Source organism: Bacillus sp. LSHTCR4 (assembly GCF_057197025.1).
The window spans coordinates 97,096-110,714 of sequence record NZ_JBXUNO010000003.1 but is presented as its reverse complement, the minus strand read 5'-3'; the positions used below and the strand labels follow the sequence as shown (position 1 = coordinate 110,714).

Annotated in this window: 16 protein-coding genes and 1 other annotated feature; of the genes, 11 read left to right on the top strand and 5 right to left on the bottom strand. The window is 34.6% G+C overall.

The window, feature by feature from the left end; genetic code table 11:
* Window positions 1-184 precede the first annotated feature (184 nt).
* A complete protein-coding gene (locus tag AC2CGR_RS20165) occupies window positions 185-646 on the bottom strand; it encodes a L,D-transpeptidase (protein ID WP_000735052.1) in 462 nt (153 codons plus the stop codon).
* 30 nt (window positions 647-676) lie between these two features.
* Entirely contained in the window at window positions 677-1,120 is a 444-nt protein-coding gene (locus AC2CGR_RS20160) for a DUF3978 domain-containing protein (RefSeq protein ID WP_029440601.1), read from the bottom strand.
* A 404-nt stretch (window positions 1,121-1,524) separates the two neighbouring features.
* On the opposite strand from AC2CGR_RS20160, the gene AC2CGR_RS20155 reads away from it, so the two are divergent.
* Complete coding sequence (locus AC2CGR_RS20155; RefSeq protein ID WP_087968608.1) at window positions 1,525-2,139, top strand: DedA family protein; 615 nt, start codon at window positions 1,525-1,527, stop codon at window positions 2,137-2,139.
* A 56-nt stretch (window positions 2,140-2,195) separates the two neighbouring features.
* On the opposite strand, the gene AC2CGR_RS20150 is transcribed toward AC2CGR_RS20155, so the two are convergent.
* Window positions 2,196-2,987 (bottom strand): hypothetical protein, encoded by a 792-nt coding sequence (locus tag AC2CGR_RS20150; protein WP_087968607.1) that lies wholly within the window; start codon window positions 2,985-2,987, stop codon window positions 2,196-2,198.
* 164 nt (window positions 2,988-3,151) lie between these two features.
* On the opposite strand from AC2CGR_RS20150, the gene AC2CGR_RS20145 reads away from it, so the two are divergent.
* From AC2CGR_RS20145 to AC2CGR_RS20130, 4 genes are all read left to right on the top strand, one after another.
* Window positions 3,152-3,373 (top strand): helix-turn-helix transcriptional regulator, encoded by a 222-nt coding sequence (locus AC2CGR_RS20145; protein WP_000776167.1) that lies wholly within the window; start codon window positions 3,152-3,154, stop codon window positions 3,371-3,373.
* Window positions 3,360-4,070 (top strand): DUF3169 family protein, encoded by a 711-nt coding sequence (locus AC2CGR_RS20140; protein ID WP_087968606.1) that lies wholly within the window; start codon window positions 3,360-3,362, stop codon window positions 4,068-4,070. The genes AC2CGR_RS20145 and AC2CGR_RS20140 overlap by 14 nt, the downstream gene beginning before the upstream one ends.
* Before the next feature lie 42 nt (window positions 4,071-4,112).
* Window positions 4,113-5,165 carry a zinc metalloprotease gene (locus tag AC2CGR_RS20135; RefSeq protein WP_131102665.1) on the top strand — a complete coding sequence of 351 codons (1,053 nt, stop codon included), beginning with the start codon at window positions 4,113-4,115 and terminating at the stop codon, window positions 5,163-5,165.
* Window positions 5,166-5,266: 101 nt separating this feature from the next.
* Window positions 5,267-5,407 (top strand): DUF3985 family protein, encoded by a 141-nt coding sequence (locus AC2CGR_RS20130; RefSeq protein WP_000404783.1) that lies wholly within the window; start codon window positions 5,267-5,269, stop codon window positions 5,405-5,407.
* 248 nt (window positions 5,408-5,655) lie between these two features.
* Here AC2CGR_RS20130 and AC2CGR_RS20125 read toward each other — a convergent pair whose 3' ends face one another.
* Window positions 5,656-6,042, bottom strand: coding sequence for a DUF3938 domain-containing protein (locus AC2CGR_RS20125; protein WP_001077770.1), 387 nt, complete (start codon window positions 6,040-6,042; stop codon window positions 5,656-5,658).
* A 458-nt stretch (window positions 6,043-6,500) separates the two neighbouring features.
* Here AC2CGR_RS20125 and AC2CGR_RS20120 point away from each other — a divergent pair, with 458 nt between their 5' ends.
* Window positions 6,501-7,022 carry a GNAT family N-acetyltransferase gene (locus AC2CGR_RS20120; RefSeq protein WP_087968603.1) on the top strand — a complete coding sequence of 174 codons (522 nt, stop codon included), beginning with the start codon at window positions 6,501-6,503 and terminating at the stop codon, window positions 7,020-7,022.
* 115 nt (window positions 7,023-7,137) lie between these two features.
* Here AC2CGR_RS20120 and AC2CGR_RS20115 read toward each other — a convergent pair whose 3' ends face one another.
* Window positions 7,138-8,031, bottom strand: a complete 894-nt coding sequence (locus AC2CGR_RS20115) for a YitT family protein (protein WP_000530036.1) — start codon at window positions 8,029-8,031, stop codon at window positions 7,138-7,140.
* Between the two features lie 277 nt (window positions 8,032-8,308).
* On the opposite strand from AC2CGR_RS20115, the gene AC2CGR_RS20110 reads away from it, so the two are divergent.
* The 5 genes from AC2CGR_RS20110 (at window position 8,309) to AC2CGR_RS20090 (ending at window position 13,594) form a co-directional block, all read left to right on the top strand.
* Window positions 8,309-8,593, top strand: coding sequence for a hypothetical protein (locus AC2CGR_RS20110; protein WP_000394930.1), 285 nt, complete (start codon window positions 8,309-8,311; stop codon window positions 8,591-8,593).
* A gap of 28 nt (window positions 8,594-8,621) precedes the next feature.
* On the top strand, window positions 8,622-9,404 hold the full coding sequence (yidC, locus tag AC2CGR_RS20105; protein ID WP_484481092.1) for a membrane protein insertase YidC: 783 nt from the start codon (window positions 8,622-8,624) through the stop codon (window positions 9,402-9,404).
* A 129-nt stretch (window positions 9,405-9,533) separates the two neighbouring features.
* Window positions 9,534-10,349, top strand: coding sequence for a hypothetical protein (locus tag AC2CGR_RS20100; protein WP_087968602.1), 816 nt, complete (start codon window positions 9,534-9,536; stop codon window positions 10,347-10,349).
* Window positions 10,350-10,683: 334 nt separating this feature from the next.
* Window positions 10,684-10,920, top strand: a binding site (T-box leader).
* A gap of 65 nt (window positions 10,921-10,985) precedes the next feature.
* The gene (locus tag AC2CGR_RS20095; RefSeq protein ID WP_000546300.1) at window positions 10,986-12,302 is read left to right on the top strand and encodes an APC family permease; all 1,317 of its coding nucleotides are present in this window, start codon (window positions 10,986-10,988) and stop codon (window positions 12,300-12,302) included.
* A gap of 107 nt (window positions 12,303-12,409) precedes the next feature.
* Window positions 12,410-13,594 carry an MFS transporter gene (locus AC2CGR_RS20090; protein WP_484481091.1) on the top strand — a complete coding sequence of 395 codons (1,185 nt, stop codon included), beginning with the start codon at window positions 12,410-12,412 and terminating at the stop codon, window positions 13,592-13,594.
* Window positions 13,595-13,619 lie beyond the last annotated feature (25 nt).

Below are 13,619 nucleotides of genomic sequence, written 5' to 3'. Positions count from 1 at the left end.
TGTAAAATTTATAAAATATTATAACTGTATAATTTTAATATCCATGTTTATCAATGTTTGGATTTTATTTAACACAATCTATTCCTATTATATATGTAAATACAGTTGTTTTGCTACTGTAAATGAAGAAATAAAATAAGCCAAGACATAAAATTCTTGGCTACATGTAAATCGCGCTTTGAGGTTATTTTACAGTGACAGTAGCTTGCTGGGGAATACGCTCAAATAACCAGTGTATATCATTGTTATACATACGAATACAACCTAGTGTTGTCCACTTACCAATTGCCTGATTATTGTTCGTACCATGAATCGCATAAGTTGTTCCGTAAGTTCCTGCCATGTTTAGTCCGAGCCAACGGTCACCAAGTGGATTACGTGGATCGCCGCCTTTAATTTTGCCTGTATAATAAGGACGATTTTTAATTTTATTTACGATTTGAAAAGTACCTTTAGGTGTAGGAGTAGCTGCTTTTCCAGTAGCGACAGTAAAACTCTTTATGAATTTTCCGTTTTGATAATAATCCATTTTATTTAACTGTGTATTTACGATAAGCTGATCATTTGTTGTAGCTGCCTCAGCATTTGTGAATGGAATAGTTAAAAATCCTAATGATAATAGTGCGCTTAATAATAGTTTTTTCATTATATTCTCCTTTTTACTATTGTAGTAGTCTTACATACAATGAATTTGCAATCCTCGTAATACTTTATTTACATTTTCATCTAATGTTTCAAAGAAAGTAGTAATTTTGGCATTGTATTTGTTGTTTTTATCAATAAGTAATCTTTCATTTAATAAAAGTTCCCCATGTAGTCCAAAGCTTTGAACTTGAATATTTAATTCATCTTCAGTTTCAGCAATAATTGGTAAGAAGTAGTGAAAAGCTTTCGTTGGAATGATATAGCTTTTGCCAATCATGCTTTCTTGATTTGAATTAATCCATTTTTTCGTGACAATTTTAATGTTCTTTTTTGAAACGATAAAAGATAGTGTAGTAGATTTTGTTAAACTTACGTCAAATTCACTTGTTTCACATATGTGTAAATTAAAAACGGTTTCATTTTGATGAGATTCAACATTTGTATTAATAAAATCGTGCATTTTATAAGCTTCCATTTCTTATTCACCCTTTTTTCAATTTCGAAAAGCTATTCATATTTATTCAAATTAATGCTTAGTCATTTATTGGTTAAATTTTTCAACAAATTCCGATATAATCTTACAATACGTATATGAAGCTAATATGAAGTTCGTATGAGTTTGTAGTGGTTTTTTATTAAGAACAAAATATAACGATTTTCAAGTGTTAAAAAATGGATAAAAAATGCATATTAAGGATCTGTTTTCTCACAGTATATACTTGTTAAATTGTCTGAAAACGAAAGTAAATAAAGAACGTAAAAGTTTAGTGAGAGCCTTACAAAAATGTAATAAAAATGTAAGCTATTGTGATAGTTATTTCGACAATTTTTTTATACAATATTAGTAAGAAGTTGCACGTGATTGAAAGGAGAGATGACATGGAATGGATTCATGAATTATTTCAGCAATACGGGTACTATGTTGTACTTGTTGGTTTGCTGTTAGAATATATTGCACTTCCGTTTCCGGGAGAGCCAACGTTAGCATATGCGGGATTTTTAGCACATAAGGGTGATTTAAGCTTACCGATTTTAATCATTCTATCCTTTATTGGGACAAGTGTAGGAATGACGATTCAATACTTTTTAGGAAATAAATTAGGTATGCCCTTTATTCAAAAGTATGGGAAATACGTATTTTTAACGCAAAGAAAAATCGACTTAACAAGAATGTGGTTTGATAAGTATGGATATTTCCTAATCTTTATCGGTTTCTTTATTCCTGGTGTACGTCACTTTACAGGATACTTTGCAGGAATTATTAACTTACCATTCCGCCGCTTTGCAATTACAATTTACTCAGGTGCTCTATTTTGGATATCATTCTTCTTAATCGGTGGTTACTGGTTAGGTGGCAATTTACATGATATTTTTGGAGCGCTAGAAGGTCATATCGGTAAAATCATTTTTGGAGTGATTGTGATTGTAGCAATTACGCTAGGAGTTCGTTTCCGTAAACAGTTAAAACGAGCATTATTACAAAACGCAAGTTAATATGGAATCCATTCTATGTCAGAATTTAGGAAGGCAGTGCAAAAGCACTGCCTTTTTTATTTGATGTTCCAATCTATTTTCAAATTTCCTTTTAATTGATTTCCGCTAACTATAATGTAATAAGTGCCGGTTTTAATTGCTGCGAAATGATATGTATTCGGACCAGTTGGAGCTAAATAATTTTCTTCCTCTTGAAATTCACTAGCCATTTTTACTTCGTCTATGTAGCCATTCGGATTTTCAATTCGTGATTCAATGGTGAATTCTAATATGTCACCTCGTTTTAGTTCAATTGGGACTTTATGTTCACCGGTAAAATGTTGAAAAGATGCTTCGAAAGAGTTTTCTGTTTTTGTTTCGACCCATTGTTCTTTTGAGGTTTCAGCCTTTTCTAAATCTATTAAGTTGATTGTGATAAATATAATAAGCATAATGCATGGCACGAAATATTGTATCCACTTAAATTTTGTTGCTATGACTGTACATAAATAGAAAAAAAGAGAGCATACTGCACCAATTGATCCGAGGAACAAGAACTGTATGAGACTAGCTTCTTTAAATATTAGGAAGGGAATAAAGAATAAATAGCCGCAAAAAATATAAAGGCAAAATGTCTTCAGTCTTGTATGCGTTTTTAAGTTCAATTTATCGATGCAAATAGAACAACAAATAGCATATAACAAAAGAAGAGGAGTGAAGGGAAAATATAGTAGCTCCCGTAATCCAGTTAAGAAATTATAGAGTGTTTGTTGCTCAGTTATTAAGGGGAGCATACTAATAGCCAATAATAAGGAGAAAGCTGCTGTAAGCTTAGTAAGAATATAGGAAAAAGTAGATGTTTTATTCATAGGTCACTTCCTTTGTTTAATATTTCACATTCATTATATAGGTTATTTCCATCATAATACATCCTTATTTTTGTCAATTATTAACGTCAAAATGACAAATATAATTGACAAAAATAAGGGTATTATTTACAATTTCAATTAAATAAATGAAAAAGAGGGAAGACATGAAGCTTCAAAATCGAGTGAGGGAATTGCGAGCAAAGCATCGTTTATCACAAGGTGATTTAGGGAAAGCGATTGGATCATCGCGGCAAACGATTAGTTTAATTGAGCGTGGGGATTATGCACCATCTATCGTATTGTCGTTAAAAATTGCACAAATTTTCAATGTACCGGTGGAGGAAATATTCACGTTAGTGGAGGGGGAAGATGATGGTGAAGGGTAAACTGGGAGAACAATTTATTAGCTTTTGCAAACTCATATTAAGTATGGTAGGTGGCTTTTTTGCATCTTATATAGCTTTAGACTTACTCTCGGATGAACCGAGAAAATTATCACCCAATATATTAATAGGTGTATGTACTCTTTTTGGAATGATAATGATGTATTACACTTGGAAGAATACACGTATGTTAGCGGAGGCACGTGATGAAGAAGAGAGTGTACAAGGTAGAAAATTAGGGATTGTAATTATGTATTTACGTATAGGTGATATAGTTACGCAGGCATGGTTTGTATATGCAGTTATTACATGTAGACGTGCATTCATACATGATGCAAATGTTTCCTTCGCAATTTGGAACATGGTAGCTGCTACTGTTTTTACGATTATTATAGTGATTATTGGGATCATGGCAAGGAATCGTTATAACAAGCTTTACCCTGAACAAGGTGTAACATATATAGAATCTATGGAGATGTGGAAGAAAAATGCAGATGAAGGATTAAAACATATTGTGCATGAAGCTGGATATAAAGCGTATGAATTTACGAATAAAGTATTGGCATATGTATGGTGGGCTGCCGTTATATATACAGCAGTTAGTGATATCAATTTCGTGTTGCTTGGTTTAATCTCGTTTATTTGGATATTACATATCGGAAAATTTATGTACGAAATGCAGAGAAAAATGATTTATTAAGGGGAGAAAAAGGTGGATATTTTAAGAAGGCCAGCTGGTTCTATGACGGCGGCGTTAGTTTTGTCCATTTTATACGGAGTAATCCGAACTGGGAAATTAGAAGTAATTTTGAACCTATGGGCAATAGTTGGAATTTCATTGTTAGTGTTAGCCATTCATGAGCTAGGACATGTAGTATTTGGTGTAATAGGTGGTTTGACATTTAAATTTATGACAGTAGGACCCATTACTATTCAAACAGAAAAGGGAAAATTACGCATTCGAGAAAATAAACTATGGGCGTACTTTGGAGGCGTTGCAACACTAGTACCACCTTCTATAGAGACACCGAATCTTTCGAAAAAATGGGCGTGGCTCACTTTAGGTGGACCGATTACGAGTTTACTATTTGGTATTACTTTCGGTTACATATATATGGTGAGTTATTATCAATATCTTTTATATTTTTCCTTTTTCCATTTTGCAATCTTTGCGGTTACAATTGTGCCGATAAAAGGAACTCTTATGAGTGATGGTATGCAATTTCTTATTTTAATTAAAGATGATGAAAGAGCTAGAAATCATTTATATGAGATTCAAATATCGAGTGAGTTATTTAGTTATAAAAGACCGAGAGATTGGGATGAAAGATTAGTAGAACTGAGTGAGGAAAAAATAAAAGAGAATAAAGGGATAAGAGATATAATGAGCAGACTTATGCTCGTCTTTTTGGCTCGTGCGGATCAAGAGGGAATGGAAAGAGCGATACCGTATATAGAACCAATTGTTCGACAACCTGTAACGAAAGAAAATAAGTTTTTCGTTAGTAGTTTTCATAGTTGGTACCTTTTATATAAAGCCCTTTATGAGATGGATAGTCTTTCTTTGCAAGAAGCAAAGGAACATGCAAGGACTATTACAAAAATGGACCTAAACGGATATTATCGTACACAAGGAATTATTAAACATTTAGAGGGCGATATGGAAGCATCCCGTACTTATATGAGGAAAGCTGATAAAGAATTAAAGAGCGCCGAGAAGAGTGAAATGGGATATTTACAATTAGAGAGAGAATGGTTTGAGCAGCTAAAGAAGAGGGTATCTTACGATGGGTGAGGTATCCTCTTTTTTCTATGTCGTCTTATGCCGTTCCGTAAAAAGTGTGGGACGAGTAAAATAAGATGTGAAGAGCAAAGTAAAGCTTGGAGGAATTCTAGATGGAAATTTTAACGATTATTTTAATCGTCTTGCTCATTTATGCTGTTTTTAAAGTAGCATATGTAGCATTAAAGATACTCGCGATTCTATTAGTTATCTTTTTAATCGTAGAGTTCGGCAGTAAATTGCTTGGGGGATAGGGTATGTTGTGCGTTTCGAGTGTCGAAGGTTGTCGTTAAATCGATATCTTGTGTTGAATCGCCGATATAATGAAAAAATCGTTGATATAAGTGGAGAAACGATCGATATATTTGAAACATCGTTGATATATTTTAGTGAATACGAAGTGGGGTATGTGGAAAAGAAGTTGCCGTGAGGGTAACTTCTTTTTATTATGATGCTGTGGTATGCAAAACAACATAAAAAAGCTGGAAGAATATCTTCCAGCTTACGAGTTACTTTCAATTTGGCGACCGTTTTCTTCTTCATTGTCTTGTAATAGGTTGAATACATCTGCTAGACAGAATGCAATGAACCAAGTCCATAGACCGTGGAAGAAAGCTGAGCTTAATTGAAGTGGTAATGTATAGTTAGTCATTGAGTAGGAAATACATCCACCAACGATTCCGATCATTGTTAATAACATTGTTTTTTGCGCATTTTCCTCTGGATTAAAGAGGAAGAAAATGTATCCGCCTAAAATTGAAGCGCTTACAAGTGTTTCGATTCCATTAAAAATGATATTCTCTCCAAGCTGAGTGTTTGTCCAGAAGCAGATTGTTCCGCCGATAATAGCAAACAGGACAGCTATTGTATATCGTATATATTGATTCATATGTTCATCTCCCTATGTAATAAGATGATTTGGAAGTCAAAAAGGTAGGTATAGTATATTGAAGTGAATTTTAGTTGTACGTATCTTTTTATAAAAAGATCATTGAAGAGTAACTAAGATGATCGGTTGTTTAAACCGTTACGTGTATGGTGTCTGAAATATACCCGACTGCTCGTTTCTTTTTGCTTGTAAAATATGAGAAACTTCCAATCTATATACTCTTTTTTTGTGAGTCTGTTTTCATTATAACACATTTAGAGACATAATAATAGAATTATCTGATTTTGTAATAAGTGTAAAAAATAAAAAACGCAAGGAAATACCATTAACGGTGCGGTTTAGTGGAAGAAGGATTTTAATGTATTTTGATGAAATATGTAATCAAGGTGAGATCTAAGAAGGAGGCTTAATACTATAAAAAATGTTTTATGGCATGAATGTAAGGGAGGAGAGCTAACTTGGAGATCACAACAGAAAGATTGATAATTAGACCTTTTGAAAGTACTGATTTACAGGATGTATTTGCTATTTATAATAGTGATGATACATGTAAGTTCCTATTACATAATAAGTGGACTCATGAAGACATGCAGAAAAGATTTAATAAAAAGCTAGCAAATAATGTGCTTACTAAAGACTCAATATTAAGTTTGGCAGTTATATACAAAACGAAAGTAGTTGGTGATTTATCTGTATGGTACACAAATATGAAAGACACTGTTGAGATTGGTTATAGTTTTTCAAATGAAGTAGCTGGGAGAGGGTTGGCAACAGAAGCAGTAAGTAGTTTGGTATTTAAATTATTTAATGAATGTAATGTACATCGTATACAAGCTAATCTTGATGCACGTAATACAGCTTCACAAAAATTGTGTGAACGAATAGGCATGAGAAAGGAAGCCCATTTCATACAAGATTTTTGGAATAAAGGTGAGTGGACAGATAGTATTGTATATGGAATGCTATCCTCCGATTTGTAGTAATAAAATAAACGTAGTAATTGTATTATGCTAAAGGGTGCGTTAGTTGAATAACAAAGGGCATAACATATTATATATGACTAATATGTTATGCCCTTTCATGTATTGACCTTTTTTATATACGTTTGAAACGGCCGACAATTTCAACTGTTTCAGTAATGTTCATAAATGCTTTGTTATCCACTTGACGGATAATACGTTTCATTTCGCCTAACTCATAGCGAGTCACGACAGTGTAAATCATTTTTTTCTTATGGTTTGTATAGCCGCCGACAGCATCTACCATTGTCACGCCACGTATGCCGTGATGTAGTAGGGCGCTTTTTATTTCCTCGCCTTTTTCTGTAATTGTCATTATCGTTAATTTAATATGTTTCGTATGCACAGCATCGATCACTTTGCTGACTACAAATCGACTGATTAACGTATAAAGTGTAATATCCCATCCGAAAATAAATCCTGCTACAACAAGTAAGATTAAGTTGAATCCGAAGATGATTGCTCCAATTGAGACATCGCGATATTTCGCTACAATCAATCCAACAACATCAAATCCACCTGTTGAAGAAGCAAATCGGAATATGATTCCTGAGGCTGCTCCGCAGATTACACCGCCGAATACAGAAGATAGTAAAATATCGTCTGAAACTTGGTGTACAGGGATAATGTTCATCGCTAACGATGATACAGCTACAAAGTACGCTGTTAAAAAGGTTGTCTTCTTGCCTAAGTAAAAGTGACTTAAAATAAGAAGAGGAATGTTTAGTAAAAAGATAAGTGCACCGATATTGTAGTGCATTAAATAACCGATAATCATCCCTACTCCAGCGAATCCACCGCTAATCATGTTATGCGGGATAAAGAACATATTCATAGAAATTGCATACAAAATAGAAGCTACGAAAATAACAACCAACTGTATGATAAATTCTAAGTGAAATGTTTTAGCTGCTGGGAAGGATAAAAAGGCGGTGTCGGGAACGTAATCGGCGTCTCCTAGTTGACCCATAGTATGTTTCATCTCCATATTCATTTTTGATTACAAGAAGAGAATAAAGGTTTTTTCAAAAACTGGCAATAGTTTTATTATAATGCAAAAATTTTATAAATTTCTAATAAATCAAGCCTATTCATTGATGTGTGTGAATATACTAAAGAAAGCGAATACAATGTTTCTCAATTATTATTTTCTTGAGAAAATATGCAAAATACTTTTTTTGACGATAAAAGGAAATAGAGAATGTTTGCCGAATGTGCTAAAATGACCTTATTAAGGATGTGAAGCGATGGAATTTTTATTGCAGGATGCAATTCTATATATATCGTTTGTAACGACAGCACTTTGTTTATTAGAAGTTTTCTTCCTTGCTAACGTTTCTCGCTTTGTGCGTCAGCAAGCATCGAGCGGTAGACAAAGAGCATTTGCGTTAGTTGATACATGTGAAGATAGTGCGGGGAATGTACCGCTATTTTCTATTTTTTATAAATATGGAATGATTCGTTCTGTACGCAGACAAGAATCAAGTGAAGAGAATGACGAGGTCGGTCCGTATACACCAATGTTTCGCTAAATAATTACGAAACATTGGAGGAATGAACATGTTAAAATCATACCGAGCTGTGCTCGTTAGTTTATCATTATTACTTGTTTTTGTTTTATCTGGTTGCAGTAATGCAGCCCCAATTGATGCACATAGTACGGGAATTTGGGATCATTATTTTGTATATCCAATCTCGTTTATGATTCAATTTGTTGCTCATCATATACCGGGAGCTAGCTTCGGGATTGCTATCATTATTATGACGCTCGTTATTCGTTCAGCGATGATTCCATTAGCTGTTTCGCAATATCGTAGCCAAGCGAAAATGAAGAAAATGCAACCTGAATTGCAGAAGCTAAAGAAGAAATACGGTGATGTAAGTAAAGATCTTGAAAAACAAAAACAGTATCAAAAAGAAATGTCAGAACTAATGAAATCAGGCGGTTGGAATCCACTTGCTGGTTGCTGGCCTCTATTAATACAAATGCCGATTTTTTCTGCTTTGTATTATGCGATTAGCCGAACAGAAGAGATTCGCACATCTTCGTTTTTATGGGTGAACTTAGGACATGCAGATCCTTATCATATATTACCGATTATTGCAGCATTAACGACATTTATTCAGATGAAAGTTTTCCAATCGAATATTACACCTGGAGAACAAGTACAGATGCTAAAGATTCAGCAAATTATGATGCCCGCAATGATTTTATTTATGGGATTTGCGGCGCCATCAGGACTTGTGTTGTACTGGATAACAGGTAACTTATTTACAATGACACAAACAATCGTATTAAGAAAAATAATGGAACGTGAAGAATTACAATTACAAAAAGCTTAGAATCACACCGCTCATTAAGAGCGGTGTTTTTTTGTTAAGTCGTTAAGGAAATGTTAAGAAACCGACATTATTATAGGTATTGTATACAGAAGTGTACATGCTTTAGAAATATGAAGGAGGAAATTTCCTATGAAGAAGAAAACAGTTGGGTATGTAGCGATTGCAGGTGCTTTATCATTCGGAATCATTGGAGGAGTCGGTATTCCGGCATTCGCGGCAACGAATACTCCGGCAGCTGAGCAATCTACAAAAACGGCGAAAAAAGATTTAGATGACGCTACAAAACAAAAAGTAAAAACGATTATGAACGATACAAAGAAACAGTTAGAGGAGCTAGGTGTAAAGCTTCCAGAGAAAGAAAAACGTAAAGAAATGTTTGCGGGATTAGATGAACAGGCGAAAGAAAAAGCGAAGTCGATTTTAGAGCAAGAAAAGTCTGGAAAATTAACACGAGAACAAACAAAAGAAGAATTAACAAAACTAGGAGTGAAGTTGTCGGAAAAGGGTAAACACAAAGAAATGTTTGCGGGATTAGATGAACAAACAAAAGAAAAAGCGAAATCCATTTTAGAGCAAGAGAAATCCGGTAAATTAACACGTGAACAAGCGCAAGAGGAATTAACGAAACTAGGTGTGAAATTCCCAAAGAAAGGTAAGCGTAAAGATATGCTTGCTAATTTAGATGAACAGGCGAAAGAAAAAGTGAAGTCAATTTTTGAACAAGAAAAATCCGGAAAATTAACGCATGAGCAAGCAAAAGAAGAGTTAACAAAACTAGGCGTAAAACTTCCAGAGAAAGAGAAACATGAAGACATCTTTGCAGGATTAGATGAGGCAACAAAAACAAAAGCAAAAGCAATTTTAGACAATGAAAAGAAACAATTAGAGGCATTGAATGTTGATTTACCGCACCATAAGTTTTTTATGAAAAAAGATGAGAAATAATTGAATGAAGTCGTATCTTTCGTGTGGGCAACCGGAAGGTACAGGCATGAGGGGGCTTTCTTTTGAAAGACCTCCTTTTACTGTTGGCGTTTTTTGTTGCTAAATCGATATATTTTGAAAATCGCCGATATAATTTGAGTTGTGGTCGATATATTTGACAAATCGCTGATATAAATTTTACAGCTACACTGCTCCAAAGATACGGGGGAATTAGAGAAATATTACAGCTTCTGTTATAATATAAGAAGAGGAATATTTCGTATGTTATATAAAAAAATATATTGATTTTTTCTAACAATTCAATATAATGAACAATAACTACAAAATTCGACATCAAGAAGTGATGATGAGGACACGATTAATTTTTTACGATTCTCAGAGAGGGAAGCCTTTGGCTGTGAGCTTCCTAATACGAAAAAATAGATTACCACCTCTGAACTGCAGCAGTGAACGAACATCTAGTAATTGCTTGCCGGCAAAAACCGTTATTTAGACTTGAGAAATTGGTGAAGTGTGTTACTTTGCGAATTGAAACAAGGGTGGAACCACGAATATAACACTCGTCCCTTTTTTAGGGAGGAGTGTTTTTTTATTTCATTTTTGCATCACACTAGGATTGGAAGGAGGATACGCAGCATGCATCATGATGAGAAGAACAAAATTGGTTTAACGGTAGCACTTTCTATCGTAGTAGGAACGATTATTGGGTCTGGTGTGTTTATGAAACCAGGCAGCGTATTAGATTACTCGGGGAGTTCTAATATGGCGATTCTTGCTTGGATAATTGGTGGTCTGTTGACGTTAGCAAGTGGTTTGACAGTAGCTGAAATTGGAGCGCAAATCCCGAAAAATGGTGGGTTGTATACGTATTTAGAGGAGATTTACGGAAGTTTTTGGGGATATTTATCAGGCTGGATGCAAACGATTGTTTATGGGCCAGCTATTATTGGAACATTAGGGTTATACTTTAGTTCTTTAATGATTAATTTTTTCTATTTAGATAAAGTATGGAATTTACCAATCGCAATTGGAACAGTTGTGTTCCTTGGCGTTGTAAATAGTATGGGAACAAAATACGGAGGTATCGTCCAAACAATTACGACAATCGGAAAGATGATTCCAATCGTATTAATTGTTGTGTTAGGTTTCTGGAAAGGGAATAGCGATATTTTTAACGTAGTTGTACCGATATCAGAAAATCAAAGTATCGGGATGGCGATTTTAGCAACGTTATTTGCTTATGACGGCTGGATTTTACTTGCTTCGATTGGCGGAGAAATGAAGAATCCAACAAAGTTATTACCGAAAGCAATGACAGTTGGGATTTTAATTGTAACAGCTGCTTATGTATTAATTAATTTGGCGTTATTGAATGTATTACCAGCAACGCAAATTGTAGACCTTGGAGAAAATGCAACAGCGACAGCTGCAGGAATGCTACTTGGAGAATATGGCGGAAAAATTATTAGTATCGGTATTATCGTTTCTATTTTCGGTTGTTTAAATGGAAAGATTTTAACGTTCCCACGTATCCCGATGTCGATGGCAGAACGTGGACAACTTCCATTTGCTAAGTTTATTGCAAAGGAAAGTCCAAGATTTAAAACACCAGCAAATGCGATTACTGTTGAAATCATTTTAGGAATTATTTTAATGATTATTAGTGATCCGAATAAGCTATCTGAGATTTCCGTATTCATTATTTATATTTTCTATGTAATGACGTTTATTGGTGTCTTCATTTTAAGAAAACGTAATAAGAATAAAGAGCGTGCATACAGTGTACCGTTATTCCCAATCGTACCAATTGTTGCAATTTTAGGTTCGTTCTTTGTAATTGGTAGTGCAATTATCAACGATCCGATAAGTTGTTTCTTATCAATTGGAATTGTCTTTACGGGGCTGCCGGTATATTGGTATTTAAATAAGAAGAATAAAAATGAAGTATCATGAGTGAAGGGTAGGCGTATCATACGCCTACCTTTTTTACTGTAAAAAAATTGTACTTGTGTTCAACTTCTATTTTGGTTACTATAGTCGTAGTAACCAAAATAGAAAGCGTGGGGAAAGACTTGAATTTTCGTGTGTATATTTTAGCTATCGCGGCTTTCGTAGTCGGAACGGTTGAGCTAATTATAGGAGGAACGCTTGATTTAGTTGCCAATGATTTAGGAGTATCTATTAGTGCAGCTGGTCAGCTTATCACAATATTTTCAGTAGTATTTGCTTTATCAGGTCCTGTTTTATTAGCATTAACAGGGAAATTTGAAAGAAAAACATTGTATGTTGGGGCATTATCAATTTTCTTAATCGGAAATATTATTTCAGCATTTAGTGTGAATTATGGGATGTTAATGTTCTCAAGGGTGATTTGTGCGGCGAGTGGTTCGCTTATTATTGCACTGTCAGTAACACTTGCTTCTAGCGTTGTAGAACCGCATTTTCGTGCACGTGCAATTGGAATCATTTTCATGGGGATTAGTGGGTCACTTGTACTTGGAGTACCGCTTGGCCTTGTACTCGGAAATGCATATGGATGGCGTGCACCATTTGTACTCATTTCAATCTTAACAGTTATGGCAATCGCTTGTATTTCATTATTCTTAACGAAAGTACCACCGACATCGGTATTATCAATAAAAGAACAAATTGCTACGTTAAAAGATAAAAAAATCGTCAGTGCACAGTTAACGTCATTCTTATTTTTAACGGGTCATTTAACACTATATGCATATTTAACACCATTTTTAAAAGATGTTATGCATGTGGAAGCGAATTGGATTAGTGTATTTTACTTCATCTTCGGAATCGCAGCAGTAATTGGGGGCGGCTTCGGAGGCTGGCTTGCTGATAAATGGGGATCGAAGAAAAGTATTATCTCAATTATTATCGTATTTTCGTGTGCGATTTTCCTATTGCCGGTGATGACATTCTCATTCCCGCTGTTCATTATTATGATGGGAATTTGGAGTATGCTGAGCTGGGCTATTTCGCCAGCACAACAAAATTATTTAATTGAAATTGCACCAGAATCAGCTGGTATTCAGCAAAGTTTAAATAACTCTGCCCTTCACTTAGGGATTGCGCTCGGTTCAACAGTAGGCGGAGTTGTTATTGAGAAATCATCTGTTATATATAATGCTTGGGTAGGCGGCGGCTTTATTATATTAGCGTTGCTTTGTGCGATTTTCTCGATTACGAGAGGACGTTCTAATGAGTTCGCAAAAGAAGAATCTATCGTTTGATAGATTCTTCTTTTATTTGTAAAAA